The organism is Vibrio sp. SALL6 (assembly GCF_002002385.1).
In the GTDB taxonomy this organism is placed as follows: Bacteria; Pseudomonadota; Gammaproteobacteria; order Enterobacterales; family Vibrionaceae; genus Vibrio; species Vibrio parahaemolyticus.
On sequence record NZ_MQVK01000020.1, the window covers coordinates 251180 to 278134 of the forward strand.

The following is a 26955-nucleotide window of genomic DNA, read 5'->3' on the forward strand; positions in this document are numbered from 1 at the left end:
TCCATTTATCGAATATTCAAAAGGCGACCTCAAGGTCGCCTTTTTTGATCGCATGTTTCGCTCATATTCGGCACTTAATGGCTGATACCTAGCATCTCTTTGAGTACTTTGAGGTAACGACGGCTTACTGGAATCTCAAAGCCTGTTTTAGTGATGATTTCGGCTAGACCATTTTCCAGCAGCTTGATTTCACTGATGGCTTTAATGCTCACTAAATATTGGCGATGACAACGCACTAAGGGCGTTTTTTCTTCCAGTGTTTTTAACGTGAGCTGAGTGCTTGCTGTTTGGCTGGTGGAACGTACATGCACACCGCTAATATCGCTATAAGCACATTCCACCGTCTCGGTTGCCATGATCACAATCCGATTGTGTCCAATACAAGGAATTTGATCCAAAGTATCGGGTGTAATCGCAGACAGTTGTTGAGTTAACGCGGATTGACTGATCACCTTGTTTAGGCGCTTAACGGTTTTGTTCAAGCGGCATGGGTCGACAGGTTTGAGGAGATAGTCAAACGCGTTATCTTCAAAAGCTTGGATTGCGTATTGGTCATAAGCGGTAACAAAAACCACATACGGCATGGTTTCAGGATCGAGCATGCCAAGCAGCTCGATCCCGGTTACTTGAGGCATTTGGATATCTAAGAACACCACATCAGGTTTGAGCTCGTTGATTTTTTTGAGGCCCAAGATGGCATTGGACGCATCACCGACCACCTCCACTTGACCTGTTTCATCCAAGAGCTCTGCCAGCTCTTCTCGAGCAAACTGTTCATCATCAATGACGAGTGCGGTTAACATCCAACATTACCTTTATTGCTGCTGATTGGGTTTATGATTTCGGGGGAATGATAAAGCTCATTTTAGTAAATTGATGCGTCACACACGCAATTTTTAGCGCTGAGTCACGCCCAAATTGATTAGTGAGACGTTTGTCTACAATTTCCAAGCCTAAACCTGAGTGGTTGTCTTTTGGTGGCTGGAAACTGCCTGCGTTGTCCTCGACCGTAATCAGGTGTCCTTGAGGGTGCGCTTCGCTGTAAATTTTTACTTTTCCACCTTCAAGCATATTGGAGATGCCGTGTTTGATGGCATTTTCCACCAAGGGTTGAAGTGTAAAACTTGGCAGCTTGATATCGAGCAATTTTGGATCGATATCTATTTCTACTTCCAAGCGATCCGTGAAGCGTGCTTTTTCGATACTGAGGTAAGAATTGACGTGTGCAAGCTCTTCTTTCAGCGTCACCGTATTAATGTTCTGCTTTAAGTTGCTGCGGAAAAAGTGCGATAAATTTTGAATTAATTCACGGGCTTTATCTGGATCGCGGCGCGTAATCGCACTGATGGTATTAAGTGCATTAAACAAAAAGTGAGGGTTTACCTGCGCGTGCAGCAGTTTGATTTCTGCCTGCGCTAACAGCGCTTGTTGTTGCTGATAATCGCCATACAAAATTTGGCTGGAGAGCAACTGAGCTATCCCTTCTGCCATTGACATGTTGGCGGTTGAGAACAGCTTACGCTTAGGTTCATAGAGTTTGATTGTTCCGATGACCGCTTTACCCGCACGCAATGGAATGATCAACGCCGAACCGAGTTTGCAATCTTTCGCCAAAGAACACTGATACGGACGCTCTGTACCATCAAGGTAGATGATGTCGTTTTTCTCCATCGAATCTAATGTGCTTTGCGATGAAATAGGCGTATTCGGTCTATGGTGGTCATCGCCAATACCGACAAACGCCAAAATCTTCTCTTGGTCAGTAATTGCAACTGCGCCAACCTTGGTTTCTTCGTAAATGATACGAGCGATTTTTTCTGCATTCTCGGTGTTAAAACCGTTGCTCAAAATGCCTACGGATCGATCGGCGATGGTAAGCGCGCGGCGTGAAAAGGTTGCGGAGTACTTTTCAAAAATGGTTTTTCTATCTTGTAGGATGCTCATGAAAAGTGCGGCACCGAACGAGTTGGCAATGATCATCGGAGCGGCAATCGCTGACACCAGTTCGTAGGCTTGGTCGAAGGGTTTGGCTACCGCCAACAACAAAATCATCTGCACAACTTCGGCAACAAATGTCACGCTGAACACCACGCTTGGGTTGAACAGCAATGCGCCCTTGTTGCGTTTGATAAGGTAGACATGTAACAAGCCACCAATCACGCCTTCAGCAGTGGTTGAAATAGCACAGGCTAGGTCGGTAAAGCCGCCAAGGGAATAACGATGGATCCCGCCAGTTAAGCCGACAGCAAAACCAACTACTGGCCCGCCGAACAACCCGCCCATGACAGCGCCAATGGCACGGGTGTTGGCGATAGCATCATTGATGTGTAGACCAAAGTACGTCCCGAGGATACAAAAGCCAGAAAAGAGCACGTAGCAAATCAAACGATGGCTAAGGCGAGACGAAATACTCAGTAGCGGTAAGATGATGGGTGTTTTACTCAGCATGTAAGCCAAGACTAAGTAAACACACATTTGCTGCAAGAGAGAGATAACCAGTTCCATAGCGAACCTAACCTGAAATTAATGTTGTTATTGTATACCTAAACAACCTCAAGGTTTTATCGGCCTTTAAAGTCATTTAGGTATAAAACAAAAAGAGCCTGCAAACGGCAGGCTCCTTGTCTTAACCAGTCAATATGAGGTTGGCTTACGCAGTTTCTGTTACTGCTTGTGGTTTTTCTTCATCCGCCAGTTCAGATTCGCCTTTACCTTTAGAGGTTTTGATAACGTAACCTGTAACGACTAGGGAGAAGATGACCCCTGCGATAGTCGACACTTGCATTGGTAGGCCGAAACCTAGTGAGCTGTTGTTTAGGATGAAAGTTACACACACTGTAGTCATGAACATTGCAGGGATAGTCGTAATCCAGTGCAGTTTGTTGTGACGTAGTAGGTAAGCTGACGCAGTCCACAACATCATTACTGCGGTTGTTTGGTTTGCGAAGCCGAAGTAACGCCAGATGATGCCAAAGTCTACTTGAGTCAACACACCACCGATAACGAATAGCGGTACAGCCATTAGTAGACGGTTACGTAGTGTTTTCTGTTCCATGTTGAAGTATTCAGCAAGGATTAGACGGCTTGAACGGAACGCTGTGTCACCTGATGTGATTGGTAGGATAACCACACCTAGGAAAGCAATGATACCGCCGAATACACCTAGTAGGCCAAATGACGCGCTGTATACCACGTTACCAGGACCACCGTTTTTCACTGCTTCAGAAAGCGCTTCTAGAGAGCCGAAGAATGAAAGGGCGATAGCACACCAGATTAAAGCGATAACACCTTCACCAATCATTGCACCATAGAATACGAAGCGACCGTTTTTCTCGTTTTCCATACAACGCGCCATTAGTGGCGACTGAGTTGCGTGGAAGCCAGAGATTGCACCACAAGCGATAGTGATGAACAGCGCAGGCCATAAAGGCATGTCATTTGGATTTAGGTTAGAGAACATGTCTGTTATTTGGAAATCACCCATCACTGTGTGCTCGCTAGATAGAGCAACCGCAGTCATTAGACCAACCGACATGAAGATAAGTAGTGCGCCAAATAGGGGGTAGAAACGACCGATGATCTTATCTACTGGAACGATTGTCGCAATGATGTAGTAAGCAAAAATAACCACAACCATTGTTGTCATGCTTACGTTTAGGCTGGTTTGATCATTGATTAGGTTTGTGATCATGCCCGCTGGCGCTGATACGAATACCACACCAACAAGAAGCAACAGGACAATGGCAAAGATATTCATAAAGTGTTTTGCGCCATTACCTAGGTAGCGACCAGTAATCGTTGGCACTGATGCACCGCCGTTACGCACTGAAAGCATACCTGAGAAGTAATCGTGTACGGCACCTGCAAAGATACAACCTACAACAATCCAAAGCATTGCGGCTGGGCCGTAAAGTGCACCCATGATTGGGCCAAAGATAGGACCTACACCAGCGATGTTAAGTAGCTGAACTAGGTAAACCTTCTTTGTTGACATTGGAACAAAGTCAACACCATCCGTTTTGGTGTGTGCAGGGGTTTGGCGTTTCTCATTGATGCCGAAAATTTTCTCAACGAAAGCGCCGTAGATGAAGTATCCGCCGATGAGGGCAGCGACACAAGTTAGAAACCACATCATAGCAATTGTCCTTGGTTGGGTAGGGTAATTTTTTAATCTCAGGGTGCATGTTATGCGGCACTTGTGTTAAATGCATTCGCTTAGTAGATGAGTGGTCGAATAGAGTAGCGAGTGGTCGATATACCGATTGAGTGGTTTGTGATGCTCGTGAGTGGCGCGTTTCATCATTAAGTGGTTTAGCGGTTGCGTGAGCGGCGAAATCTGAGTGTTGAGCGGCAGATTCTGAGAATTAGTGATAAGCTTGTTTTGAAAACAATCAGTTAAGGAAGAGTTATGAAAAAAGCGACGTTGGGGTTGGCGCTGGTATTATTGGCTGGGTGTGCTGCAACCACGGAAGATCTCGCCAAATCGGGTGATTGGTATCAGATTGGTTATCAAGATGGCATCGCAGGGCACACTTCTCGTAGTGTAAAAGAGCTGAAAACGTTGGGCACTGCTAATCCTGGTGATTATGACCGTGGCTATTTGGAAGGTGTCGCTGAATATTGCAATCCAGACTTTGCTTATCAAATGGGTCTATCTGGCCAATATTATGAGGGTGTCTGTGAGGGCACTGAGCAAGCGCAAAAATTCCGTATGGAATGGCAACGAGGCTGGAACGAATACAGTAATTAATAAATACAGTAATTAACGCCAAGACTCATTCTGTTTCATAATCAAGACGATAGTTTGGCTTGTTGAACTTCTGACAATTCTATCGGATCGCTTTGGTCTACTTGGCTCATTGAGATTGAGTAATAAGTGATATTGAAATATGAAAAAGTACTTTTTAGTTGCGTTAGTATTACTGCCGCTAACCGCAAGTGCCGGCAATGTGCTGAAAGACACGATCAAAGCGAAACGCAAATACGACCATAACAAGCATCAGATTACGAATACGCTCAATAATACCAAGCGGGATATTGAAGATCTCACCAACGGGACTTACGTGCAAAACAAAATGAAACGGGAAGTAAACGAGGCGACAAGCCAGTACACGAATAAAGTGGAACGCGTTAAAAATGCCACTGATCCAGACCAGCTCAAGCGTAAGGTGAATAACGAGTTAAATCGCGAATTTGATGAGTGGTTGTATGACGAGGATTGATGCTTGATGTATCAGCTCCGGCAAAAAGATAAGGTGGCCCATGAGCCACCTTTTTACTATCCAACCTTCTTACATTAGGTCAGTTTGCTTTGTGGCTTTCTACCGCTTTACGCAAGAAGCCCTCTTGATGATGAAGGTGCTGACGTGCGGACTCGATATCAAGATCGGTCAAGATCATTAAGATCGCCAGTTTCACCTCATAATTGGTCTGCTTAAGTACCTCGGTTGCCTCTTCTTTAGTGCACTCCGTCGCCTGCATAACAATGCGAGCAGCACGCGCGACCAATTTGTTGTTGGTCGCTTTCACGTCCACCATCAAGTTTTGGTAGCTCTTACCTAAACGGATCATACTTGCTGTAGTGAGCATGTTGAGCACCAACTTTTGCGCGGTGCCTGATTTTAAGCGAGTGGACCCCGTCAAGGCTTCAGGGCCAACAACGGGGCTTATTGCGATATCGGCAATATCTGCGATAGGAGAGTCCGGATTGCACGACAACGCAACGGTAGTTGCACCAATCGTATTCGCGTATTCCAAACCGCCAATCACATAAGGTGTACGACCACTGGCTGCTATTCCTACCAGTACATCATTGCTGCTGAAGTCGATAGCCTTTAAATCTTGCTCACCAAGTTGAGGTGAGTCCTCTGCACCTTCTTTGGCTTTTAGTATCGCTTCTGGGCCACCAGCGATAAGGCCGATCACCATTTTGTCCGATACGCCAAACGTTGGTGGGCATTCCGAGGCATCCAGTACACCTAAACGGCCGCTCGTGCCTGCACCCATATAAATTAAGCGTCCACCCACTTTAAAGGCGTCGGTGATCTTATCGACCGCTTGAGCAATTTCAGGCAGCACTTTTTCAACGGCAAGCGGAACGAGTTTGTCCTGTTGGTTGATGCGTTGAACAATATCGAGAGAAGGCAGCAAGTCGATGTCCATGGTATCTGGATTTCGCCCTTCAGAGACCAAATGGGATAAAGCTGCGATAAGTGCATCGTTCGTCATAATGAATTAAGCCTTTTTGTTTAGGGTCTATTGCCCTTAATTTTTTGAATAGAGCACACCAAGTGAAGCGAGGCGACTTGCCCCTGTGACTTCCGGTAAATTGCTAGGGAGGCCATGAATATGGCGCTGCGCAAGCCAAGCAAACGCCATAGCTTCCATGTAGTCGCCATCAACGCCTTTATCGGTAGTGGTTGTCACATGCCATTGGGGGAGAAGTTCCGCTAAACGTTGCATCAAAAGTGGGTTGCGTGCACCCCCGCCGCAAACCAACAGCTGAGGAGTCTCGCCATACGTGAACTTTGTTACGTCATGCGCAATAGTGATTGCGGTGTATTCGCACAAGGTGCGTTGGACGTCTTCGACGGATACATCGTAATTTACTAACTGGTGATGTAGCCAATCCATGTTGAACAGTTCACGTCCAGTACTCTTCGGGGCAGACATTGCGAGATAAGGCTCTTTAAGTAAATGAGCCAGCAATGCTTCGTTGACGCTGCCTCGCAGGGCAAGTTGCGCGTCTTTGTCGAAACCGTGACCTGTATGTCGCTCACACCATGCGTCCATCAACATATTGCCCGGCCCTGTATCGTAGCCGTGCACGGGTTGCTGCGGATGCAAAACCGAAATGTTGGCAATGCCGCCGATGTTTAGCACGACCGTTGTGGAATCTTGCATGGCAAAGATGCTTTTGTGAAAAGCGGGAACCAGTGGGGCTCCTTGTCCACCTAGCGCCATGTCTTTACGACGAAAATCCGCTACCGTATCAATGCCTATTTTGACCGCGATAATGTTGGCATCGCCCAATTGAGTGGTAAAGGGTAACTCTCCAGTAGGTTGGTGGAATACCGTTTGACCGTGATTACCAATCGCACGAATTTGTTCTGCGACGTAACCAGACTTATTGAGTAGCTGCAACACGGCATCTGCAAATAGGTGGCCGAGCTGGTGGTCAAGTTCACCGATGGCTTTTAAGTTTGTCGCTTGACCGGTACAAACCGATAACAGCATTTCTTTCATCGCCGCAGGCATTGGATAGTCGTCGTGCGCAATTAAGCGAACGTGATTATCTGTAATCTCAACCAGAGCGGTATCAACGCCGTCCATACTGGTTCCAGACATCACACCAATGTACAGTTCGTTAAATTTCATAGCCGATCTCGTCAATTCTTCATTCACTTATTGTAAAGCAAATCTGAAGCGAATAACCTCATCGAATACGAGATATTCAGCCGATTTTGAGGAGAAAAAATGGGACCGTTATGGGTTGACGTTGCGGGTTATGAACTGACCGCAGAAGACAAAGAAATTCTGGAACATCCTACGGTTGGTGGCTTGATCCTATTTACTCGTAACTATCATGATAGTGAACAGCTTCAAGCACTTACTCAATCTATCCGCAAAGCTGTGAAACGCCCATTCCTGATTGGTGTGGATCAAGAGGGCGGGCGAGTACAACGCTTTCGTGAAGGTTTCTCGTTAATCCCTGCCGCCGACGAATACGCCAAACATCAAAATGGCGAAGAGCTAGCACGTATGGGCGGTTGGCTAATGGCAGCCGAGTTGATTGCTCACGACATCGATTTAAGCTTTGCACCCGTGCTCGACAAAGGTCATCAATGTAAAGCGATCGGTAACCGTGCATTTGGTGAAGATGCCGATACCATCCTTCGTTATAGCACCGCTTATATGCAGGGTATGAAGAGCGTAGGAATGGCGACGACCGGAAAACACTTCCCAGGTCATGGTGGTGTGATTGCTGACTCACACTTAGAAACGCCATACGACGAGCGCAGTGACATTTTTGAACAAGACATGGCTATCTTCAAAGCGCAAATTGATGCCGGTATTTTAGATGCCATGATGCCTGCTCACGTGATTTTCCCGAACTACGATTCTCAGCCCGCAAGTGGTTCTGAATACTGGTTGAAACACGTTTTACGTCAACAGCTTGGTTTTAAAGGCTTAATTTTCTCCGATGATTTGACGATGGAAGGTGCAGCGATCATGGGCAGCCCAGCTGAGCGTGGGGCTCAAGCCATGAAAGCCGGTTGCGATATGCTATTGATGTGTAATAAGCGTGAAGCACAAGTTGAAGTGTTGGATAACTTGCCTGTTTCAACCGTGCCACTAGCGGATGCGTTACTCAAAAAGCAGTCGTTTTCTTTAAGCGATCTCAAATTGTCTCATGAGTGGAAAGCGGCGAGTGAAGCGATGAAACGCTTGACCAGCTAAACCTCTTGTAAACTGTTAAAAACACCAATTAGAAGCCAAAGCTCATTAGACTTTGGCTTTTTCTTTTAGTGTAAATTTTAATTTACATTAAATGTTTTTTATTGTGTACGCTTGTTTTTCTTTTTTAGCCTGTTATCTTGTCGTTAAAGCTTAGTTGTCTCGCCAAGGATTTGGTTGGGTGTAAAAATAAATATACAGGTTTGAATTATGCAAAAAAGTGAATTGAGCAATATAAACATCAGCGATGAACAGGTTCTTATTACGCCAGATGAGCTAAAAGTGAAGCTTCCTCTTAGTGAAAAGGCGCGCCGTTTTATTCAAGAATCTCGCCAAACCATCGCCAACATCATTCACAAAAAAGACCATCGCCTACTTGTCGTATGTGGACCATGCTCTATCCATGACATCGAAGCCGCAAAGGATTACGCGAAGCGTCTAAAAGCTCTTTCTGAACAACTAAGCGATCAACTGTATATTGTAATGCGTGTTTACTTTGAGAAGCCGCGCACCACGGTCGGCTGGAAAGGCCTGATCAATGACCCACACCTAGACGGCAGCTTCGACATTGAACACGGTCTGCATGTAGGACGTGAACTGCTGGTGGAACTGGCGGAAATGGAAATCCCACTTGCAACCGAAGCTCTTGACCCAATTAGCCCACAATACTTAGCCGATACTTTTAGTTGGGCAGCGATCGGCGCACGCACAACAGAATCACAAACACACCGTGAGATGGCTAGTGGTCTTTCGATGCCGATTGGCTTTAAGAACGGCACAGATGGCAGTTTGGCAACCGCAATCAATGCGATGCAGGCAGCCTCTTCTAGCCACCGCTTTATGGGTATCAACCGTGAAGGTCAAGTTGCGTTGCTCACAACCCAAGGTAACCCGAATGGCCACGTGATCTTACGTGGTGGTAAACAGACGAACTACGATTCAGTATCCGTTACTGAATGCGAACAAGAAATGGCGAAATCAGGTCTTGAAGCGTCATTGATGGTGGATTGCAGCCATGCAAACTCACGCAAAGATTACCGTCGTCAGCCATTGGTCGCAGAAGATGTGATTCACCAAATCCGTGAAGGGAACAAGTCGATCATCGGTTTGATGATCGAGAGCCACATCAATGAAGGTAATCAATCTTCTGATCTGGCTTTGGATGAGATGAAATACGGCGTATCTATCACTGACGCTTGTATTAATTGGGAGTCAACTGAGGCACTATTACGTCATGCACACGAAGAGCTGGTGCCTTTCTTAGAAAACCGCCTTAAAGGCTAAAACGGAACTTATTTAAGGAACATCAATGGCAGTTGAACTTAACGCATTGCGCGATCAGATTGATGCAGTCGACAAACAAATGCTTGAGCTTTTGGCTCAGCGTTTAGCGCTGGTAGAAAAAGTTGGGGAAGTAAAAAGCGAACACGGTTTGCCTATTTATGCCCCTGATCGTGAAGCGGCGATGCTGGCGTCTCGCCGAGCAGAAGCTGAGAAAATGGGTGTCCCACCTCAGCTTATCGAAGACATTCTTCGTCGTACCATGCGTGAGTCTTATGCCAGCGAGAAAGATTCCGGTTTTAAGTGTTTGAACCCAGAATTACGCTCAGTGGTCATTATTGGTGGTAATGGCCAGTTAGGCGGTCTGTTTGGCCGCATGTTCAAGCTATCAGGTTACCAAGTGAAAGTTTTGGGTAGCAAAGATTGGGATCGTGCAGATGAGATTCTCAAAGACGCAGGCTTAGTGGTTGTCACCGTACCGATTCACCTGACGGAAGGGGTGATTGAAAAACTGGGCAACTTGCCACAAGACTGCATTCTGTGTGACCTGACGTCTATCAAGTCAAAGCCGCTGCAAGCGATGTTGAATGTGCACGCTGGACCTGTGGTTGGTTTACACCCGATGTTCGGCCCTGATGTTCCTAGCCTTGCCAAGCAGGTGATTGTGTACTGTGATGGGCGTGGTAACGAGCAATACCAATGGTTGTTACAACAGTTTGGTATTTGGGGCGCGAGCTTGTGTCAGATTGATGCGCAAGAGCACGATCATGGCATGACGTTAATTCAAGCGCTGCGCCACTTCACGTCATTTGCTTACGGAATGCACCTTAGCAAAGAGAACCCGAATATCGAGCAACTGTTGAAACTGAGCTCGCCAATCTACCGTCTTGAATTGGCAATGGTGGGGCGTCTGTTTGGGCAGGATCCAAATCTCTACGGTGACATCATTCTCGCATCGCAAGAGAACATCGATATGATCAAACGTTTCCATCAACGCTTTGGGGAAGCGCTTGCGATTTTAGACAGCAAAGACAAGGCCAAATTTGTAGAAAGTTTTGAGCAGGTGAGTGATTGGTTTGGCCAATACTCTCAGCAATTTATGAACGAGAGCCAAAACTTACTGAAACAGGCGAATGACAATATCCATCGTGGATAATGTTATCCTCTTAAAAGAAAAGAGCAGCTCTAGGCTGCTCTTTCTATTTCAAGCGAATGACATCAGTTAATAATCGTTTCGTTGTTGTCTTCACTGGAAACAGTATTAATCGTTGTGTCGCGGTAGGGTGAGTTAGTTAAGTTGATTTGTAGACGCACTACATTATCAATCAACTGAACTAATGGACCCCATTTCACCATCTTCTCTTTCTCAAACACGTAGTTGAAGTTTTCTGGCGTCCACTCCATTAGTGATTGAGGATTAAGTGTGCGACCTAGAAATCTCACTTCATAGTGCAAATGTGGGCCGGTTGAATTTCCTGAGTTACCACATTGCGCAATGACATCCCCTTTACTAACAAACTGGCCGCTTTTGACATTGAACTTGTTCAAGTGAGCGAAAGAGCTAGAGAAACCAAAAGAGTGACGAAGGGTGAGGTAGTTACCATAACCTTTGTTTCCTGGACGTACGGTTTCAACCACACCGTCTGCAGGTGCGAGAATTTCTTCACCGCGCTTACAGGTCAAATCGATACCAGTATGCACGTGTCTTCTGCCTGAGATAGGATTGATCCGACTGCCGTAAGAAGAAGAGATTCGTTGATACGTCACTGGGCTGTCATTCGGAATCAAACGGAACATGGTTGCACGAACCGCAGAATCTATAGCTGCCGCATCAATTCGCTCTTCTAAGGCGAGGTTGTTCTCATCGATAGACAGCTCTTCATCAGCAAGGCCGAGTACTGATTCCACATCAAATACGCGCTTTCCGAGCAGCTGAATCTGGTTGTTCTTGTCCGTCAAAGCTTGAGAGAGAGAGTGGTTGGTATCCAATTGCTCTTCATAGAGCGCTGTGATTTCCGCTTTCTCGCTTTCTAGTTTGGTAATGGTTTGCGCCAGCGTTGTCTGATTATGAATCTGTTGCTGGTTCAAATACCAAGCCCCGCCGACAACGGCAGGTAAGGCGATGATCGAAGTTAATATGGTTAGGACCGAACCGCGGCCCAAATAAAATTGCTGATCACCGTTTTTAGTGGGGATCTGCATGATGATTTTTTTAGACATAATTATTGTTACTTAAATAGGCGTTGATTTATTTTTCCCCTAAATCGGAAAGATGGTCTAACTCTCGATTCAGAAGTTCGTTATTGCCTACATTCAATTCGATAAATCGTTTTAATTGGCTAATGCTTTCAATGCCGATGTTGGTGATCTTGAGCCGTATTTGGTCTTGAGCGACGTCTACGATCTGTGCCGTTAACGTAATCTCTTGTTCAGACTGGTGGAACGAGAAACCGACATCAACTAAAAGTGCAGGATTCAATGTATCTAAGCCTTCGGCTTGTAAGAGCAAACCATGTAAGGAAAGATCTTGAATCGTAGCGTTAAGTCTCAAATCACGTTGTTCTAACTGAGCTGGAGCTTGGTAGATGATGCGTGAAAAGCGTCTTTTCTCCGTCATATTGCGCTCTCTAAGGCATTTAAACAGATTGAATAGTATATCAAGAAGAACAAAAAGTGTTCGAATGTTGTTTAAAAACTGTCGAGAACGCTACAGAGTTACGTAAGTACACGGTCATGTTTTTCACTGACCCAATGACTCTCAAATCATCAAATACCTTAATAACGCCAATCAAAATGGCCCAGAAAGGCGCTTTTAACTGGCTGGGGTATACGACAAAGGCCGCTATGATAGCGGCCTTTGTATAAATTACCAACAGACTTTCCAGAAAGCGTAAGTTTCGGTGTCAGTCTGTCGTAATCATTATTTCGCAATACGTTTGTATTTGATGCGGTGCGGCTCTGCAGCTTCAGGGCCCAACGTTTTCTTCAACCAATCCATGTACTCAGTGTAGTTACCTTCGTAGAAGTTAACTTGGCCTTCGTCACGGTAGTCGATGATGTGCGTTGCAATACGGTCTAGGAACCAACGGTCGTGCGAGATAACCATTGCACAGCCCGGGAACTCTAGTAGTGCTTCTTCTAAAGCACGTAGCGTTTCAACGTCAAGGTCGTTGGTTGGTTCGTCGAGTAGTAGTACGTTACCGCCCGCTTTAAGCAGTTTTGCTAGGTGTACACGGTTACGCTCACCACCAGATAGCTCGCCAATCACTTTCTGTTGGTCTGAGCCTTTGAAGTTGAAACGTGAACAGTACGCACGCGCAGGGATTTCAAAGTTGTTGATCTTGATGATGTCAGCGCCTTCAGAAATCTCTTGGAATACCGTGTTCTTATCGTTCATTGAATCACGGAACTGCTCAACAGATGCGAGTTTTACTGTGTCACCCATCTCAATGGTACCTGAGTCAGGTTGTTCAGTGCCGCTTAGCATCTTGAATAGCGTTGATTTACCCGCGCCGTTGGCACCGATGATACCCACGATCGCACCTTTAGGCATGTTGAACGATAGGTCATCAATCAGAACGCGACCGTCAAACGACTTAGTCAGGTTCTTCACTTCAATCACTTTGTCACCTAGACGCTCACCTGGTGGGATGAACAGCTCGTTGGTTTCGTTACGTTTTTGGTGCTCAGTGTTTTGTAGCTCTTCAAAGCGCGCCATACGTGCTTTAGATTTTGCTTGGCGACCTTTAGGGTTTTTACGTACCCATTCAAGTTCTTTCTCGATGGTCTTTTGGCGAGCGCTTTCTTGTGATGCTTCTTGTTGTAGACGTGCATCTTTCTGCTCTAGCCAAGAGGTGTAGTTACCTTCCCATGGAATACCTTCACCACGGTCAAGTTCAAGAATCCAACCTGCTGCGTTGTCTAGGAAGTAACGGTCGTGGGTGATCGCCACAACAGTGCCAGAGTAATCCACTAGGAAGCGTTCTAGCCATGCAACCGACTCTGCATCCAAGTGGTTGGTTGGTTCGTCGAGTAGTAGCATGTCTGGTTTCGATAGAAGCAGACGACAAATTGCTACACGGCGACGTTCACCACCAGATAGGTGAGCGATTTTTTGGTCCCATTCAGGTAGACGAAGTGCATCTGCCGCACGCTCTAGCGTGTTTTCTAGGTTGTGGCCGTCTTTTGCTTGGATCAAAGCTTCTAGTTCACCTTGCTCTTTCGCTAGGGCATCAAAGTCTGCATCTGGTTCTGCGTATGCAGCGTACACAGCATCAAGACGTTTCAGTGCGTCAGCAACGTCAGCAACTGCTTCTTCAACGACTTCACGAACGGTTTTCGATTCATCGAGTACTGGTTCTTGCGGTAGGTAGCCAACGTTTAGGCCCGGTTGTGGACGTGCTTCACCGTCGATATCCGTGTCGATACCAGCCATGATACGTAGCAGGGTAGATTTACCTGCACCGTTCAGACCTAAAACACCGATTTTCGCACCAGGGAAGAAGCTCAGAGAGATGTCTTTAAGAATTTGACGCTTAGGTGGCACAATTTTGCTCACCCGCGACATGGTATATACGTATTCAGCCATTGCCGATCGTTCCTAAATTAACTGTCATTCAAACCCACTATTTTATACCAACTCCCTTTGTTTTGTTACCGGATTGCAAGAATTTCCCTATGGATGAGATTTCTTATTTTCAGCTGACCGGAAACTTACACGGTTAGGGTATACACTTTTGTTATTCGCTTTGATTTTAGGAGCGTCTGCATTGCTTATTGGGAACATCATGCCTCTATTGTCTTAAAAGTTTCACGAGTACAAATTTTAATACACCAAGTTGTTTTACAGTGATAGCCGCATTCCAAACGAATGAATGCATGGATTCAAAGCGCCTTCAAAACACTGAACTCTAAGAAAACTAGCTTTGGGGCAGTAAATGTCTGGGGAAAATGACACAAATGAGATTCAACGTATCTGAATTGGCTAAAAACGTGTGTTATGCCGCTGCGTTATGTGCAGTGAGCATGACGGCAAACGCGTCGCTCAGCTTAGAAAAGCAGCGCGAAGTATATGAACAAGCTCAAGATTTATTAGATAAGAATGACATTGACGGATACTTATCTATTCGTCCAAAAATTGCTGATTATCCACTGACTCCTTATGTGGATTACCGAACGTTCATCAGGCAGCTATCCATGAAATCACCACAACAAGTGGATGCTTTCATTAATGAGCATGAGGCGTTCCCTTTCTCACGTCGCATTCGTGCGCCTTATCTCGATAACTTGTACAAACAGAAAGATTGGAAAACCATCACTGAGTTTCAAAAAGTCATTCCAAGTGGTGAGCGTTATCAGTGTATTTTTTACGTTGCTCAGTTAAAACAAGGCAAACAAGTTGCAGCCTTTAAAGGCGCAGAAGACATGTGGCTAAGCGGTTCTAGCATCGCGAGTGAGTGTGACCCGTTATTTAATGCTTGGGATAAAGCGGGTGGACGTACAGACGATTTGGTTCTGCAACGCATGTTGTTGGCGTTTGATGCTCGTAACGGTAGTTTGATGGCTTATTTGCAAAAGCTGCCAAGCTCTGCAAAAGCGAAACAACAAGCGCAAGAAATGAAAGCGTTGTTTGATAAACCTGCGACGGTGGCTGAGTTTGCTAAGAAAAAGCCAGCCAACGACTTTTATCGTGCTCAGAGTGAGTATGCGTTAGAAAAGCTAGCCCGCATGGATGTCAATCAAGCTCAAAAAGCGTATACGCAAGTCGTGAAAGGACAAAAATTCTCAGCAGAAAAAGCCCAAGCACTTGCGGACTACATTGCGATTCGTCTGATTCGTACTGAATCCGATTCACTAGCCAAATGGCGAGATGATAAGACGAAAACCAGTAAAAATGTCGCTTTGATCGAAAATCGTATCCGTCTAGCAATTCAAAATGCAGATTGGAAAGGTGTTCAACAGTGGATTGCCGTACTCAACAAAGATGAGCAAGCCTCGCTTCGCTGGCAATATTGGTTAGGTCGAAGTGAGATTGCGCTGGGTGATGATATTGCTGGCAAACAGCGATTGGCGACCTTAGTTGGTCAGCGCAATTTCTACAGCGTGGCTGCGGCGAATGCGATTGGTCAGTCAATCAAATATCCATCTCATCGTATTAAGCTCGATACTAAGGTTATCCACCCGTATCAAAACTCTCTCACTCGTATTGAAGAGTTGATTGCGACAGATAAAATTGCGGCAGCGAAAAGTGAGTGGGCGCATTTGCTGAGTAGAGTAGGTAAAGATGAAAAGGCGATGTTGGCGGCGTATGCCTCATCCAAGAATTGGCATCACCTAACCGTCACAGCCAGTATCCAAGCGCAAATGTGGGACAATATTGAACTGCGATTCCCCATTGCGCACCGCTGGTGGTTCAACTTTTATGCGAAGAAGCATGACATCGACCCGATTACGATGATGTCGTTAGCCAGACAAGAAAGTGCATTGGATTCAGAGGCGCGTTCTCCGGTAGGGGCTCGCGGTATCATGCAAATCATGCCTGCGACTGCGAAGTACACGGCGCGTAAATACAAGCTGACTTATCAAGGTAGCGATGATTTATACAACGTTGGCAAAAACATCGAGATCGGTAGCCATTATCTGCAAGGTTTGCTAGAGGATTACGATAATAATCGTATTTTTGCGCTCGCCGCTTATAATGCTGGCCCTAACCGAGTAAAAACGTGGCGAGAGCGAACCCAAGGCAAAGTGGACGCATACGCCTTTATTGAGGCGATTCCATTTAACGAAACTCGTGGGTATGTGCAAAACATTTTGATGTTTGAAACCTACTATCGTGATCTTTTGGGTATCGACGGCGCGTTCTTGAATCAACACGAGATCAATACCAAGTATTGAGTGAGGTAACTTGATGTCACACGAACCCGAGTACAGAGACTGGCAACAGATTGTCGAGCTAATCCGATCCAGCGTGGATAGCCAGCAACATGAGATGTTGTTAACCATGCTGATGACACCTGATGAGAGGGAATCATTAACTGCACGCGTTAACATTCTTAATGAGCTTCTCAAAGGGGAATTATCTCAACGTCAGATCAGTCAGATGCTTGGTGTTGGCATTGCCACGATCACTCGTGGCTCAAATGAGTTGAAGTCGAAATCCGAAGCGGAAAAAGACAAGCTGAAACTCTTACTAGAGCAAGTGGCTCAAGTCGCGAAGTAACAGAAAAGGGCGGAAATATCCGCCCTTTTTCGTATCTGGTAATTCGAATTAAAGATTGGCAGGGAAGTGGTCTGGATTCGTAAATGGAATCAGCGCCAGAATTAACGCTTGATGATACACCGAGCTACGAGTTAATTGGTTTTGGGTCAGCAAGCTGATTGCGCCGCCCTTCTGTTTGATGTTTTCAGTGCCAAACACTTTGTCCATCACATCACCAAGTTCATTAGCATCTGCAAGTTGAGCTAATACTTCTGGCGGTAGCATCAAACTGGCTGAGCGAGATTCTCCACGATGGGTATCTGATTCAATCACCATCCACGCAAACGTCACATTGCCTTCAATTCCAGCTTCTAAGCCAACATAAAAGTCTGCGGTTGGCATTTCCAATTTAGCATTTTTAACTCGATTGAGTGCGCCGCGATGGGTCTCTTCGTTAGTCATCGGCTGATCGGCGACTTCACTCGGAACGCTGATGCCGACAAACTCAAAAGCTTGTTGAGGGAATGCGCTTTGAAATGCACTCTTTACCGCATTGATTTTTGCAGGGTTTAGAGAGGCGATAACGACTTTTTGGGTTGCCATGATCTTTTTACTCATCGATGTCTATTAGCTCAATTTCACTTGCGTTGGTTTGATGTTTTCGCTTGGATAACAACCCAGTACTTTCAAGTGTTTAGTGATTTTTGTTAGCTCTTGCAATGCTTGCTGCATTTCGGTTGAGCCTAGGTGCGCTTCTAGATCAACGTAGAACATTTCTTCCCACGGATTACCCATGATTGGACGCGATTCTAACTTAGTCATATTGATGCCGTAGCGTTGCAGTACCAGTAGAGTTTCAACCAATGAGCCCGCCTCTTGGGAGGTCGACATAATCAACGTCGTTTTGGCTGGAATTTGTGTTGAGACTTCAACTGGTTTACGCGCGACGACAATAAAGCGTGTGTGGTTTTCGGTTTGGTTTGCGATGTTGCCTTGGATCGCTTGCAGGCCGTACAACTTACCACTTGAAGCATTACCAATTGCGGCCACATCATCACGATTCATCTCTTGGACTTTTTGCATCGCGTCTGCTGTGCTTGCGCAAGACTCAAGTTTCACGCCTTTCATACGGCTTAAGAATTCGCTGCACTGCTGGTGCGGTTGCGGATGCGAGTACAGTGTTTTGATGTCTTCGAGGCGAATGTCTTTCGTTGCAACTAAGCAGTGCTCGATAGGTTGAGTCAGCTCACCAACAATATACAGCGTGGTGTGTTGCAGTAGGTCATATACTTCATTGATCGAGCCCGAGCTGGTGTTTTCGATGGGCAGCACACCGTAATCAGCATGGCCTGATTCCACCGTTCGAGTCACTTCTTTGAAATGCTCACAATTTAGCTCGATAAGCTCGGTATTTTTACGACTGAAATATTCGCGGCTTGCCAAGTGCGAGTAAGAACCTTTGGCTCCCAAGAAAGCGACGCGTGCAAGTGGCTTGCGGCTTTGTTGCGGGTTAACAAGGTTTTGCAGATAACCTTGTTGAAGTAAGACCGAATCTTCAATGATGGTGTGGAAAAGTTTGGTGATGTACTGAGCATCGAGTTCGTATTTGTCTCGGCCGTTGGAAATCAGCTTAACCAACAGTTGTTGCTCTCGAACGGCATCACGAACTGGTTTTGAGGTTTGTACTTTGCTTTTGGCTACTTCAATGCTGAGTTTACGGCGTTCAGACAGCAAGCTAAGGAGCTGGTCATCAAGCTCATTCAAGCGTAAACGAATTTCTTCAAGGGAAATAGGTTGGTCAGTCATCAATTCTTTCCTTATAAAAAAAGCCTCCCGAGTGGGGAGGCTTTCTGTTTGTTTTTGACTTTTCTTTCACAAACGAGTTAGCCCCTCCAACTATGGAAGGAAAAAGAAGTCAAAAATAAACAGTGAGGTTAAGTGCATAAATAGTGCTTAATTTATGAGTGTTTAAACACAATAAGCAAGCAGGCGGGGAGCGTCAAGCAAAAAAATAGCGCCTTTCGGCGCTACTTCCTCAATCTGGTCGGTTTACTCTTCTTCTTCCACTAGCTCAGGTTTATTGGCACGACGAGCTTCAGGTTTGTGGGTTAGCTTATTCAGTTGTCGTTCTAGTTTTTGCTCCACTTCATTGATAGCTGCGTAAAGATCTTCGTGAGTTGCTGAGGCGACAAGTTGGCCTTTAGGAACTTTAATTACCGCTTCGAATTTCTTCTGTTTATTCGGTTCCTCACTGAAAGTTGCTTGGCATCCAATAATGTCGACTTGCCATTTCTCCAGTTTTTTAAACTTGCTCTCAATATGAGCACGGATTGCAGAGGTGATTTCGATGTTTTTGCCAGTGATATTCATTGTCATAAGTGTTTTTCCTCTGTTGCATCCCTCATGGGTTGAGTTCAGATTACCGCTTTAAGGATAAAAGAATGTGATTTAGATCACCTTTTAAGTTGTGTTTTTGATGATGAAAAATGAATGTGATCTCACTCAAGATCTGTTGAGATTTATCGCAAAATTGCTTGTTATCGGTTAGCAAATCATTAGATTGGATAGAGTACTCAGCTGAAAACGCCTTCGTTTTTAGGGACGTTGTTCAGCCTGTTTTTTAGAGTGGTTAAATTTTAACTAGAATGAAAATGTGACATTAATCACTCTGCAATTTCAAAGTACACTGAATAATAAAAATGCCGCTTAATTAACAAGCGGCATTTTTGTATCTGGCGTTTGAGTGATTTTCCTTATTGGTGTCATAAAGATCGGGTCATCAGGAATCAGCAGCACATTTTCTAGTGTTTTGGCGAGGTCTAAGCTCTCTAGTTGCTTATAGATGACGTAGTAACGGTTCACGCTGGTCACATAACTGACCGTTGAGCTGAGGCTTTTTCGCATGACCACTTCGACATTATTAAACCAAACGTTGGGGTCGTAACCTTGCTGTGCGGCTCGCTTGCGCATTTTCTCGACATTACCTGGGCCTGCATTGTAAGCCGCCAAGGTAAAGTAAATTTTGTTCTCAGCCGTAATGGCCTTATCGCCAAAGTACTGCCGACGCAAAAACGCTAAGTATTTCGCTCCTGCGTGGATGTTGTTTTCGAGTTGTCGAACATTTTTGATGTTGATGTTTGGATCGCGCGCTGTGCTCGGTAAGACTTGCATTATGCCCACAACGCCTCTTGTGCCGACTAAGTTGTTATTAAATCCGGACTCTTTATACGCAACCGCCGCAATCAGCAAATAATCCAAGTCATATTTCTCCCCGTAGCGCGAAAACAGCGCCGACAGTTTTTCTAGCTGGGCAATTTTCTTAGGGTTAAGTGCCTTATTGAGCCAATTGGTATTGTCGATGTATTTGCTATATATGACGTTTCCAAGGAGTGTGCCTGAGCGAGATTTTTGGATGAATTTGTTCACCACTGCTTTGAGTTGAGGACTGTTTTGTCGCATTACCCAAGCGATGTTGCCGTTTTTGCGAAGAGGGACTTTCTTATGCGCTTTGATGTCATCCATCGCATTGAGCCAAAGTTTGGCTTTGTGGCTATCTAAAACAATGGCTTTGATATAGCCATTGTTGAGCATGCCGACGAGTTCGTAGTCTTGCAGAGTCTCCTCGATGAAGTGCACGATAATTGGCGGTAAGCCTTTCTTGTTCAGTGTTTTGTTGACGGCTTGAATACTTTCAAAGTAGCTGGAACTGGCACGTACCCAAATCTCCTTACCGCTCAACTGCTCAAGTTTAGTGATGGTTGGAGTATTTTTGTTGGTGATCACCCACTCTTCGATGCCGGATAAGATTGGGGTACTGAAGTCGACTTTTTGTTTTCGGGCATCGGTGATCGTCAAGTTTGCCACCACTAAATCACCAGAGCCGTTTTCGAGAGAAGGGAGCAATTGGTCTCGCGCTAGAGGGATGATTTGTACGTTCAGTTTGGGTTTGATTTTGCGTAAATCTTTTTCAAAGTGAGCCAGCAGCTCTGCGCCAATCCCTTTTGGTGTTCCTCCTTCGATATAGTAGAAGCCTAAATCGGCAGAGACTAAAACGCGCAATACGTTTTTCTCTTTGATGACATCTAAGTCACCCGTGTACGGAGGCTGTTTTAATGGTGAGATTTCCAAAGCGTAAACGGACGCCGACAACAGAAAGAACAGCATTGCCCAAAACTTAGATATGGTCACGTTCACGTCCAGTTAAATGGTGGAGTAGAACTCTAAGCATAAGTTGTGCTCAAAAAATCATCAAGATTGTTCAAAGAGAAGGAATTGGTGGTAGAAAACAAAACCGCCACAGTTTGAGCTGTGGCGGTCGGCGTTTATTTGACAGGATTTAGCTTAATGAGCGCTTCTGTTCTTGCAACGGCATCTTCTAGTTGCAGCTGCTTGTAGGCTTCCAGCTGAATTTCTAACGATTTGCGAGCTGCTTCTGTATCAGGGAATGATTTTTGAAGCTCTTGGCTACGGTTAATGGCAGCGATCCATGCTTCACGGCGAAGGTAAAAATCAGCGGTAGCTAAATCGTAATTCGCTAAGCGGTTTTTCAAGGCCACCATGCGTTTTTGTGCATCTTCCGCATATGGGCTGTTTGGATAACGTTGAAGCAGCTTCTTAAAGTCATCAAATGCTTTTTTCACGGGCTCTGGGTCGCGGTCGCTACGATCGATGCTAAACAGGTCGTGCATAAAGTTACGATCTTGAGCCATGTGGCTCAGGCCACGCATGTAAAGCACCCAGTCCATTTTTTCATGGGTAGGGTTTAGGCGCATAAAGCGAGAGATGGTTGCTAAGCCTAACGCTAGGTCGTCGTTTTTGTAGTATGCGTAAATAAGGTCAAGTTGCACCTGTTCAGAGTAGGCACCAAATGGGTAACGTGAGTCTAACGCTTCCAGTTTCTCAATCGCAGAAAGCCAGTTGCCACTTTGAAGTGAGACTTGTGCGTCTGCATACAGTTCCGAAGGTGGCACATCAGGAACGATTTCTTCTTTGCTTGCACATCCAAACAGAAGAGATACCGCTAAAAGGCCTGTTAAAGTCTGACGTTTCATATCAGGAGTCTGTTCCTTGAATCTAAATATTTCTTAAGCTGCCGTTACTTTCTTTCCAGTAACAGATACAATGACGTAATAGTCTATTTTTCCACAGTCGTGAGCATTAGTCTCACAGTTTTTAAAAAAGTTCGATATGGCTCAGCAGATTGTATTAACAAATACCGTAAAAGATAGCCAGTTAGGTCAACGTTTAGACCAAGCTATCGCCGAATTGTTCGCTGACTTCTCTCGTTCGCGCCTGAAAGAATGGTTGCTGAACGGGAAAGTTCAAGTGAATGGTGAAGTTGTCACTAAACCTCGCACCAAAGTTATGGGTGGCGAGGAAATTACTTTGCAAGCCGAGCTGGAAGATGAAGAACGCTGGGAAGCGCAAGATATCCCACTAGATATCGTCTACGAAGATGATGACATCATCGTAATCAATAAGCCTCGTGACTTCGTCGTTCACCCTGGTGCTGGTACACCAGATGGTACCGTGCTGAATGCATTGCTACATCATTACCCAGACATCGCAGAAGTACCGCGAGCGGGCATCGTGCATCGTCTTGATAAAGACACCACAGGTCTGATGGTTGTGGCGAAAACCGTTCCAGCGCAAACTCGTTTGGTTCGTGCCCTGCAAAAACGCAACATCACGCGTGAGTACGAAGCGATTGCAATCGGTCGTATGACAGCGGGTGGTAAAGTGGATCAACCAATTGGTCGCCACTCGACTAAACGCACACTCATGGCTGTAGCTCCTTTGGGTAAACCTGCGGTAACGCACTACCGTGTAGCAGAACACTTCCGTGAGCACACGCGTATCCGTCTGCGTTTGGAAACGGGTCGTACTCACCAAATCCGTGTTCATATGTCTTACCTACAGCATCCTCTGTTAGGTGATACTGCCTACGGTGGTCGTGCACGTATTCCTACTGGTGCATCGCAGGAACTGACGGACATGATTCGTGGTTTCGATCGTCAGGCGCTACACGCTGTAATGCTTCGTTTTGAACACCCGATAACTGGTGAAGAACTGGAATTCCATGCTCCAGTGCCAGACGATATGGTGGCAATGACTGAAGCGCTGCGTAAAGACACTGAAGAATACGGTCTACCGGACGAGTTTTAAGATGAAGGCAATCATTCCTAACTGGTCTGCACCTAAAAACGTCAAAGCCTTTGCTTCTACGCGAGTTGGTGGCTTTTCGACAGGCTCTTATCAAGGGTTAAATCTCGGTGCACACGTTGGGGATGATGCTTCTATCGTAGCGAAGAATCGTCATTGGTTGGCGCAGCAAGCGAATATGCCAAGTGCGCCAATTTGGTTAAACCAAACTCATTCTACTGTCGTTGCCCATGCGAATGCTCCTACGTCAATAGTGCTTGATGCTGATGGCGTCTTCACATCGGCGAGTAATGTTGTGTGTTCTGCCATGACCGCTGATTGTTTGCCTATACTGCTGACGAATACTCAAGGTACTCAAGTAGCAGCTGTTCATGCTGGTTGGCGTGGTTTGGCAAATGGTATCGTTGAAAATGCTCTCGCATTATTTTCGGGTGATGTGATGGCATGGTTAGGGCCTGCTATTGGTCCACAGGCGTTTGAAGTGGGCGAAGATGTTCTACAAGCGTTTGTCGATTTTGACTCAAAAGCTCAGCGCGCATTTACCCCTCGTAATGTGGAAGGTAAATGGCTTGCCAACATGTCGCAATTAGCGACGCAGCGTCTCAACAGGGCTGGCGTCTCGCAAGTTTTCGATTCCGGTTTGTGTACTTACCAAGATAAAGAGTCCTTTTATTCTTACCGCCGAGATGGTGTGACAGGAAGGCAAGCTACGTTTATCTGGATTGAAGAGTAAGCCCCATAAAGCTCAAAAGAGCTGAGATGCATAGTTCTATTTTTGCAAAGCTATCTTTATTTATTCACTCCCTTGAAATTCCCCCACTGAGTATCCATCTTTCTACTGTCAAAAGAATTCTCTTTAATCGAGGTTAGGAAGGTCGATATGCGTCTTGATAGATTTACCAGTAAGTTTCAAATCGCTATCTCTGATGCTCAATCACTAGCGTTAGGGCGCGATCATCAGTACATCGAGCCAGTTCACTTAATGGTGGCTTTGCTTGATCAAAATGGCAGTCCAATTCGTCCATTGCTGACAATGCTGGACGTGGATGTAACTCATCTCCGCTCAAAGCTGGGCGAAATGCTTGATCGATTACCAAAGGTGAGTGGCATCGGTGGTGATGTGCAGCTTTCTAGCTCGATGGGGACTTTGTTCAATCTGTGTGACAAAGTGGCTCAAAAGCGTCAAGACTCCTACATCTCGTCCGAAGTCTTCTTGCTTGCGGCATTAGAAGATCGCGGTCCTTTAGGGCAACTACTTAAAGAAGTGGGGCTCACCGAGCAAAAAGTGAGTCAAGCGATTGAAAAGATCAGAGGTGGTCAAAAGGTCAATGATCCAAATGCTGAAGAGCTACGTCAGGCTCTTGAAAAATTCACCATCGATTTAACTGAGCGAGCTGAGCAAGGCAAATTGGATCCTGTAATTGGTCGAGATGATGAAATTCGTCGCACGATTCAAGTATTGCAACGTCGCACCAAAAACAACCCAGTGATCATCGGTGAGCCTGGTGTGGGTAAAACCGCAATTGTGGAAGGCTTGGCGCAGCGAATTGTTAATAACGAAGTGCCAGAAGGTCTACGCGGTCGCCGTGTTCTATCACTGGATATGGGCGCACTTGTTGCTGGCGCGAAATACCGTGGTGAATTTGAAGAGCGTTTAAAATCAGTATTGAATGAACTTGCTAAAGAAGAAGGCAACGTCATCCTCTTCATTGATGAACTACACACTATGGTCGGCGCTGGTAAAGGTGAAGGCTCAATGGATGCGGGCAACATGCTCAAACCAGCATTGGCTCGCGGCGAACTTCACTGTGTTGGTGCAACAACATTGGATGAGTACCGTCAATACATCGAAAAGGATGCTGCATTAGAACGTCGTTTCCAAAAAGTGCTGGTGGATGAGCCGACAGTAGAAGATACGGTGGCTATTCTTCGTGGTTTGAAAGAGCGTTATGAACTTCATCACCATGTAGAAATTACTGACCCAGCGATTGTTGCAGCGGCAAGTTTGTCGCACCGTTATATTTCGGACCGTCAGTTGCCAGATAAAGCCATTGACTTGATCGATGAAGCGGCTTCAAGCATTCGTCTACAAATCGATTCAAAACCAGAATCATTGGATAAGCTTGAGCGTAAAATCATCCAACTAAAAATTGAGCAACAAGCACTAAGTAACGAACACGATGAAGCGAGTGAAAAGCGTCTGCAAGCATTGAATGATGAGTTGAATGAGAAAGAACGCGAATACGCAGAGTTAGAAGAGGTTTGGAATACAGAAAAAGCCGCACTTTCTGGTACTCAGCATATTAAATCTGAACTAGAGCAAGCTCGTATGGACATGGAGTTTGCGCGTCGTGCTGGTGATCTGAACCGAATGTCTGAGCTTCAATACGGTCGTATTCCGGAATTAGAGAAGCAACTAGACTTGGCGACTCAGGCTGAAATGCAAGAAATGACGCTGCTTCGTAATAAGGTAACAGATAACGAAATCGCAGAAGTGCTTTCTAAACAAACCGGCATTCCAGTATCTAAGATGCTAGAAGCGGAGAAAGAGAAACTACTTCGCATGGAAGATGTGCTTCACAATCGTGTTGTAGGGCAAAGCGAAGCAGTTGCAGTGGTATCGAACGCGATTCGTCGTAGCCGAGCTGGTCTTTCTGATCCAAACCGACCAATTGGTTCCTTCTTATTCTTAGGCCCAACTGGTGTCGGTAAAACGGAATTATGTAAGACACTCGCGAGCTTCATGTTCGACAGCGAAGATGCAATGGTACGTATCGACATGTCGGAGTTCATGGAGAAACACTCAGTAGCAAGATTAGTGGGTGCGCCTCCAGGTTACGTTGGTTACGAAGAGGGTGGTTATCTAACTGAAGCGGTTCGTCGAAAACCATACTCAGTGATCTTGTTGGATGAAGTAGAAAAAGCACATCCAGATGTGTTCAATATTCTTCTGCAGGTGCTCGATGATGGCCGACTCACTGATGGACAAGGTCGTACGGTTGATTTTCGTAACACCGTCGTGATCATGACATCAAACTTGGGTTCCTCTCGAATCCAAGAGAACTTCGCCACATTGGACTATCAAGGTATCAAGAGTGAAGTGATGGATGTGGTTAGCAAACACTTCCGCCCAGAGTTCTTGAACCGTGTTGACGAAATAGTGGTATTCCACCCACTTGGTCAAGAGCACATTAAGTCCATTGCTTCTATTCAATTAGAACGCTTGGCAAAACGACTAGAAGAAAAAGGGTATCAATTAGAGGTTTCTGATAAAGCACTCGACTTGATCGCCCAAGTCGGTTTCGACCCAGTATACGGTGCACGTCCTTTAAAACGTGCAATTCAACAGAATGTCGAGAACCCATTAGCTAAATCCATTCTTGCTGGTGAAATAGTTCCAGACAAGAAAGTGCAGCTAATCGTTACTAATGACCAAATTCTCGCTCATCAGTAATTGCACTGACACAAAAAGTGAGATTAAAATCACATTTAAGGGGCTTTCGGGCCCCTTTTCTATGCGCTTTTAGTCCGTTTTGGATGTTTTCTATACGAATGAACTAAAAAGGAGAGTTTTTTTGAAAAATAGGCTTGTGTTCCTCAATGAACTCCCTATAATGCGCCTCCGTTGCCAAGGGGAAGCAAGTTAAGCGAAGCCTAGTCAACAAGGTCAGTGAGTTAAGAATTAACTCGCAGATAAATAACTTAAAAAAGTGTTTGACACGATAAGTTATCTAGCTAAAATGGCCGTCCACTTTGAAGAGAACTTCAAAGTGTGCTCTTTAAAAATAAGAACCTATCAATCTGTGTGGGCACTCGTTGATGATAATCCAATTAGATACCTCGGTATCAAATTA

Annotated in this window: 23 protein-coding genes and 1 other annotated feature; of the genes, 10 read left to right on the forward strand and 13 right to left on the reverse strand. The window is 45.5% G+C overall.

Features of this window, described 5'->3' with window-relative positions; translation table 11 throughout:
* Nucleotides 1-74 precede the first annotated feature (74 nt).
* From btsR to BIW15_RS13155, 3 genes are all read right to left on the reverse strand, one after another.
* Nucleotides 75-803, reverse strand: a complete 729-nt coding sequence (btsR, locus tag BIW15_RS13145) for a two-component system response regulator BtsR (protein ID WP_005460295.1) — start codon at nt 801-803, stop codon at nt 75-77.
* A gap of 31 nt (nt 804-834) precedes the next feature.
* The gene (locus tag BIW15_RS13150) at nt 835-2505 is read right to left on the reverse strand and encodes a sensor histidine kinase (protein ID WP_017449481.1); all 1671 of its coding nucleotides are present in this window, start codon (nt 2503-2505) and stop codon (nt 835-837) included.
* Between the two features lie 145 nt (nt 2506-2650).
* Nucleotides 2651-4135 carry a carbon starvation protein A gene (locus tag BIW15_RS13155; protein ID WP_069508639.1) on the reverse strand — a complete coding sequence of 495 codons (1485 nt, stop codon included), beginning with the start codon at nt 4133-4135 and terminating at the stop codon, nt 2651-2653.
* Nucleotides 4136-4408: 273 nt separating this feature from the next.
* Between BIW15_RS13155 and BIW15_RS13160 the strand changes: the two genes are divergently transcribed.
* Together BIW15_RS13160 and BIW15_RS13165 are read left to right on the forward strand one after the other, a co-directional pair.
* The gene (locus tag BIW15_RS13160) at nt 4409-4750 is read left to right on the forward strand and encodes a DUF2799 domain-containing protein (RefSeq protein WP_005460271.1); all 342 of its coding nucleotides are present in this window, start codon (nt 4409-4411) and stop codon (nt 4748-4750) included.
* 139 nt (nt 4751-4889) lie between these two features.
* A complete protein-coding gene (locus BIW15_RS13165) occupies nt 4890-5222 on the forward strand; it encodes a hypothetical protein (RefSeq protein ID WP_005460263.1) in 333 nt (110 codons plus the stop codon).
* A 79-nt stretch (nt 5223-5301) separates the two neighbouring features.
* Here BIW15_RS13165 and murQ read toward each other — a convergent pair whose 3' ends face one another.
* On the reverse strand, nt 5302-6228 hold the full coding sequence (gene murQ / locus BIW15_RS13170) for an N-acetylmuramic acid 6-phosphate etherase (RefSeq protein ID WP_017449483.1): 927 nt from the start codon (nt 6226-6228) through the stop codon (nt 5302-5304).
* Nucleotides 6229-6264: 36 nt separating this feature from the next.
* Nucleotides 6265-7377 (reverse strand): anhydro-N-acetylmuramic acid kinase, encoded by a 1113-nt coding sequence (locus BIW15_RS13175; protein WP_077281142.1) that lies wholly within the window; start codon nt 7375-7377, stop codon nt 6265-6267.
* A gap of 99 nt (nt 7378-7476) precedes the next feature.
* Here BIW15_RS13175 and nagZ point away from each other — a divergent pair, with 99 nt between their 5' ends.
* The 3 genes from nagZ to tyrA all read left to right on the forward strand — a co-directional run bounded on the left by nagZ (nt 7477) and on the right by tyrA (nt 10894).
* Entirely contained in the window at nt 7477-8460 is a 984-nt protein-coding gene (nagZ, locus tag BIW15_RS13180) for a beta-N-acetylhexosaminidase (RefSeq protein WP_021454358.1), read from the forward strand.
* A gap of 207 nt (nt 8461-8667) precedes the next feature.
* A complete protein-coding gene (locus tag BIW15_RS13185) occupies nt 8668-9741 on the forward strand; it encodes a 3-deoxy-7-phosphoheptulonate synthase (protein WP_005488320.1) in 1074 nt (357 codons plus the stop codon).
* Nucleotides 9742-9766: 25 nt separating this feature from the next.
* Nucleotides 9767-10894 carry a bifunctional chorismate mutase/prephenate dehydrogenase gene (gene tyrA / locus BIW15_RS13190; RefSeq protein WP_020904200.1) on the forward strand — a complete coding sequence of 376 codons (1128 nt, stop codon included), beginning with the start codon at nt 9767-9769 and terminating at the stop codon, nt 10892-10894.
* 62 nt (nt 10895-10956) lie between these two features.
* On the opposite strand, the gene BIW15_RS13195 is transcribed toward tyrA, so the two are convergent.
* From BIW15_RS13195 to ettA, 3 genes are all read right to left on the reverse strand, one after another.
* A complete protein-coding gene (locus BIW15_RS13195) occupies nt 10957-11958 on the reverse strand; it encodes a M23 family metallopeptidase (protein WP_005477915.1) in 1002 nt (333 codons plus the stop codon).
* Between the two features lie 28 nt (nt 11959-11986).
* The gene (locus tag BIW15_RS13200) at nt 11987-12355 is read right to left on the reverse strand and encodes a PilZ domain-containing protein (RefSeq protein WP_005497212.1); all 369 of its coding nucleotides are present in this window, start codon (nt 12353-12355) and stop codon (nt 11987-11989) included.
* 303 nt (nt 12356-12658) lie between these two features.
* Nucleotides 12659-14326: an energy-dependent translational throttle protein EttA gene (gene ettA / locus BIW15_RS13210; protein WP_005460278.1), complete on the reverse strand. Its 1668-nt coding sequence runs from the start codon at nt 14324-14326 to the stop codon at nt 12659-12661.
* A 362-nt stretch (nt 14327-14688) separates the two neighbouring features.
* Between ettA and sltY the strand changes: the two genes are divergently transcribed.
* Nucleotides 14689-16635, forward strand: coding sequence for a murein transglycosylase (gene sltY / locus BIW15_RS13215; RefSeq protein WP_029785163.1), 1947 nt, complete (start codon nt 14689-14691; stop codon nt 16633-16635).
* A gap of 13 nt (nt 16636-16648) precedes the next feature.
* The gene (gene trpR / locus BIW15_RS13220; RefSeq protein WP_005497218.1) at nt 16649-16960 is read left to right on the forward strand and encodes a trp operon repressor; all 312 of its coding nucleotides are present in this window, start codon (nt 16649-16651) and stop codon (nt 16958-16960) included.
* A 48-nt stretch (nt 16961-17008) separates the two neighbouring features.
* Here trpR and yjjX read toward each other — a convergent pair whose 3' ends face one another.
* From yjjX to BIW15_RS13245, 5 genes are all read right to left on the reverse strand, one after another.
* Nucleotides 17009-17542 (reverse strand): inosine/xanthosine triphosphatase, encoded by a 534-nt coding sequence (yjjX, locus tag BIW15_RS13225; protein ID WP_031810323.1) that lies wholly within the window; start codon nt 17540-17542, stop codon nt 17009-17011.
* Between the two features lie 24 nt (nt 17543-17566).
* Nucleotides 17567-18745, reverse strand: coding sequence for a prephenate dehydratase (gene pheA, locus BIW15_RS13230; protein WP_005468591.1), 1179 nt, complete (start codon nt 18743-18745; stop codon nt 17567-17569).
* Between the two features lie 13 nt (nt 18746-18758).
* Nucleotides 18759-18881 (reverse strand) — a sequence feature (Phe leader region).
* 107 nt (nt 18882-18988) lie between these two features.
* Nucleotides 18989-19315 (reverse strand): ribosome hibernation-promoting factor, HPF/YfiA family, encoded by a 327-nt coding sequence (gene hpf, locus BIW15_RS13235; RefSeq protein ID WP_005468590.1) that lies wholly within the window; start codon nt 19313-19315, stop codon nt 18989-18991.
* 330 nt (nt 19316-19645) lie between these two features.
* Nucleotides 19646-21127: a transglycosylase SLT domain-containing protein gene (locus tag BIW15_RS13240; protein WP_373270266.1), complete on the reverse strand. Its 1482-nt coding sequence runs from the start codon at nt 21125-21127 to the stop codon at nt 19646-19648.
* Nucleotides 21128-21261: 134 nt separating this feature from the next.
* Nucleotides 21262-21990: an outer membrane protein assembly factor BamD gene (locus BIW15_RS13245; RefSeq protein WP_005460312.1), complete on the reverse strand. Its 729-nt coding sequence runs from the start codon at nt 21988-21990 to the stop codon at nt 21262-21264.
* 136 nt (nt 21991-22126) lie between these two features.
* Here BIW15_RS13245 and rluD point away from each other — a divergent pair, with 136 nt between their 5' ends.
* The 3 genes from rluD (at nt 22127) to clpB (ending at nt 26555) form a co-directional block, all read left to right on the forward strand.
* The gene (gene rluD, locus BIW15_RS13250) at nt 22127-23104 is read left to right on the forward strand and encodes a 23S rRNA pseudouridine(1911/1915/1917) synthase RluD (RefSeq protein WP_070225966.1); all 978 of its coding nucleotides are present in this window, start codon (nt 22127-22129) and stop codon (nt 23102-23104) included.
* 1 nt (nt 23105) lies between these two features.
* The gene (pgeF, locus tag BIW15_RS13255; RefSeq protein ID WP_005460314.1) at nt 23106-23834 is read left to right on the forward strand and encodes a peptidoglycan editing factor PgeF; all 729 of its coding nucleotides are present in this window, start codon (nt 23106-23108) and stop codon (nt 23832-23834) included.
* Nucleotides 23835-23981: 147 nt separating this feature from the next.
* Nucleotides 23982-26555: an ATP-dependent chaperone ClpB gene (clpB, locus tag BIW15_RS13260; protein ID WP_005460310.1), complete on the forward strand. Its 2574-nt coding sequence runs from the start codon at nt 23982-23984 to the stop codon at nt 26553-26555.
* Nucleotides 26556-26955 lie beyond the last annotated feature (400 nt).

Bases quoted from the DNA above. Each gene is read 5' to 3' on its own strand.
- btsR (WP_005460295.1), bottom strand. From the start codon at position 803: ATGTTAACCGCACTCGTCATTGATGATGAACAGTTTGCTCGAGAAGAG.
- BIW15_RS13150 (WP_017449481.1), bottom strand. From the start codon at position 2,505: ATGGAACTGGTTATCTCTCTCTTGCAGCAAATGTGTGTTTACTTAGTC.
- BIW15_RS13155 (WP_069508639.1), bottom strand. From the start codon at position 4,135: ATGATGTGGTTTCTAACTTGTGTCGCTGCCCTCATCGGCGGATACTTC.
- BIW15_RS13160 (WP_005460271.1), top strand. From the start codon at position 4,409: ATGAAAAAAGCGACGTTGGGGTTGGCGCTGGTATTATTGGCTGGGTGT.
- BIW15_RS13165 (WP_005460263.1), top strand. From the start codon at position 4,890: ATGAAAAAGTACTTTTTAGTTGCGTTAGTATTACTGCCGCTAACCGCA.
- murQ (WP_017449483.1), bottom strand. From the start codon at position 6,228: ATGACGAACGATGCACTTATCGCAGCTTTATCCCATTTGGTCTCTGAA.
- BIW15_RS13175 (WP_077281142.1), bottom strand. From the start codon at position 7,377: ATGAAATTTAACGAACTGTACATTGGTGTGATGTCTGGAACCAGTATG.
- nagZ (WP_021454358.1), top strand. From the start codon at position 7,477: ATGGGACCGTTATGGGTTGACGTTGCGGGTTATGAACTGACCGCAGAA.
- BIW15_RS13185 (WP_005488320.1), top strand. From the start codon at position 8,668: ATGCAAAAAAGTGAATTGAGCAATATAAACATCAGCGATGAACAGGTT.
- tyrA (WP_020904200.1), top strand. From the start codon at position 9,767: ATGGCAGTTGAACTTAACGCATTGCGCGATCAGATTGATGCAGTCGAC.
- BIW15_RS13195 (WP_005477915.1), bottom strand. From the start codon at position 11,958: ATGTCTAAAAAAATCATCATGCAGATCCCCACTAAAAACGGTGATCAG.
- BIW15_RS13200 (WP_005497212.1), bottom strand. From the start codon at position 12,355: ATGACGGAGAAAAGACGCTTTTCACGCATCATCTACCAAGCTCCAGCT.
- ettA (WP_005460278.1), bottom strand. From the start codon at position 14,326: ATGGCTGAATACGTATATACCATGTCGCGGGTGAGCAAAATTGTGCCA.
- sltY (WP_029785163.1), top strand. From the start codon at position 14,689: ATGACACAAATGAGATTCAACGTATCTGAATTGGCTAAAAACGTGTGT.
- trpR (WP_005497218.1), top strand. From the start codon at position 16,649: ATGTCACACGAACCCGAGTACAGAGACTGGCAACAGATTGTCGAGCTA.
- yjjX (WP_031810323.1), bottom strand. From the start codon at position 17,542: ATGGCAACCCAAAAAGTCGTTATCGCCTCTCTAAACCCTGCAAAAATC.
- pheA (WP_005468591.1), bottom strand. From the start codon at position 18,745: ATGACTGACCAACCTATTTCCCTTGAAGAAATTCGTTTACGCTTGAAT.
- hpf (WP_005468590.1), bottom strand. From the start codon at position 19,315: ATGACAATGAATATCACTGGCAAAAACATCGAAATCACCTCTGCAATC.
- BIW15_RS13245 (WP_005460312.1), bottom strand. From the start codon at position 21,990: ATGAAACGTCAGACTTTAACAGGCCTTTTAGCGGTATCTCTTCTGTTT.
- rluD (WP_070225966.1), top strand. From the start codon at position 22,127: ATGGCTCAGCAGATTGTATTAACAAATACCGTAAAAGATAGCCAGTTA.
- pgeF (WP_005460314.1), top strand. From the start codon at position 23,106: ATGAAGGCAATCATTCCTAACTGGTCTGCACCTAAAAACGTCAAAGCC.
- clpB (WP_005460310.1), top strand. From the start codon at position 23,982: ATGCGTCTTGATAGATTTACCAGTAAGTTTCAAATCGCTATCTCTGAT.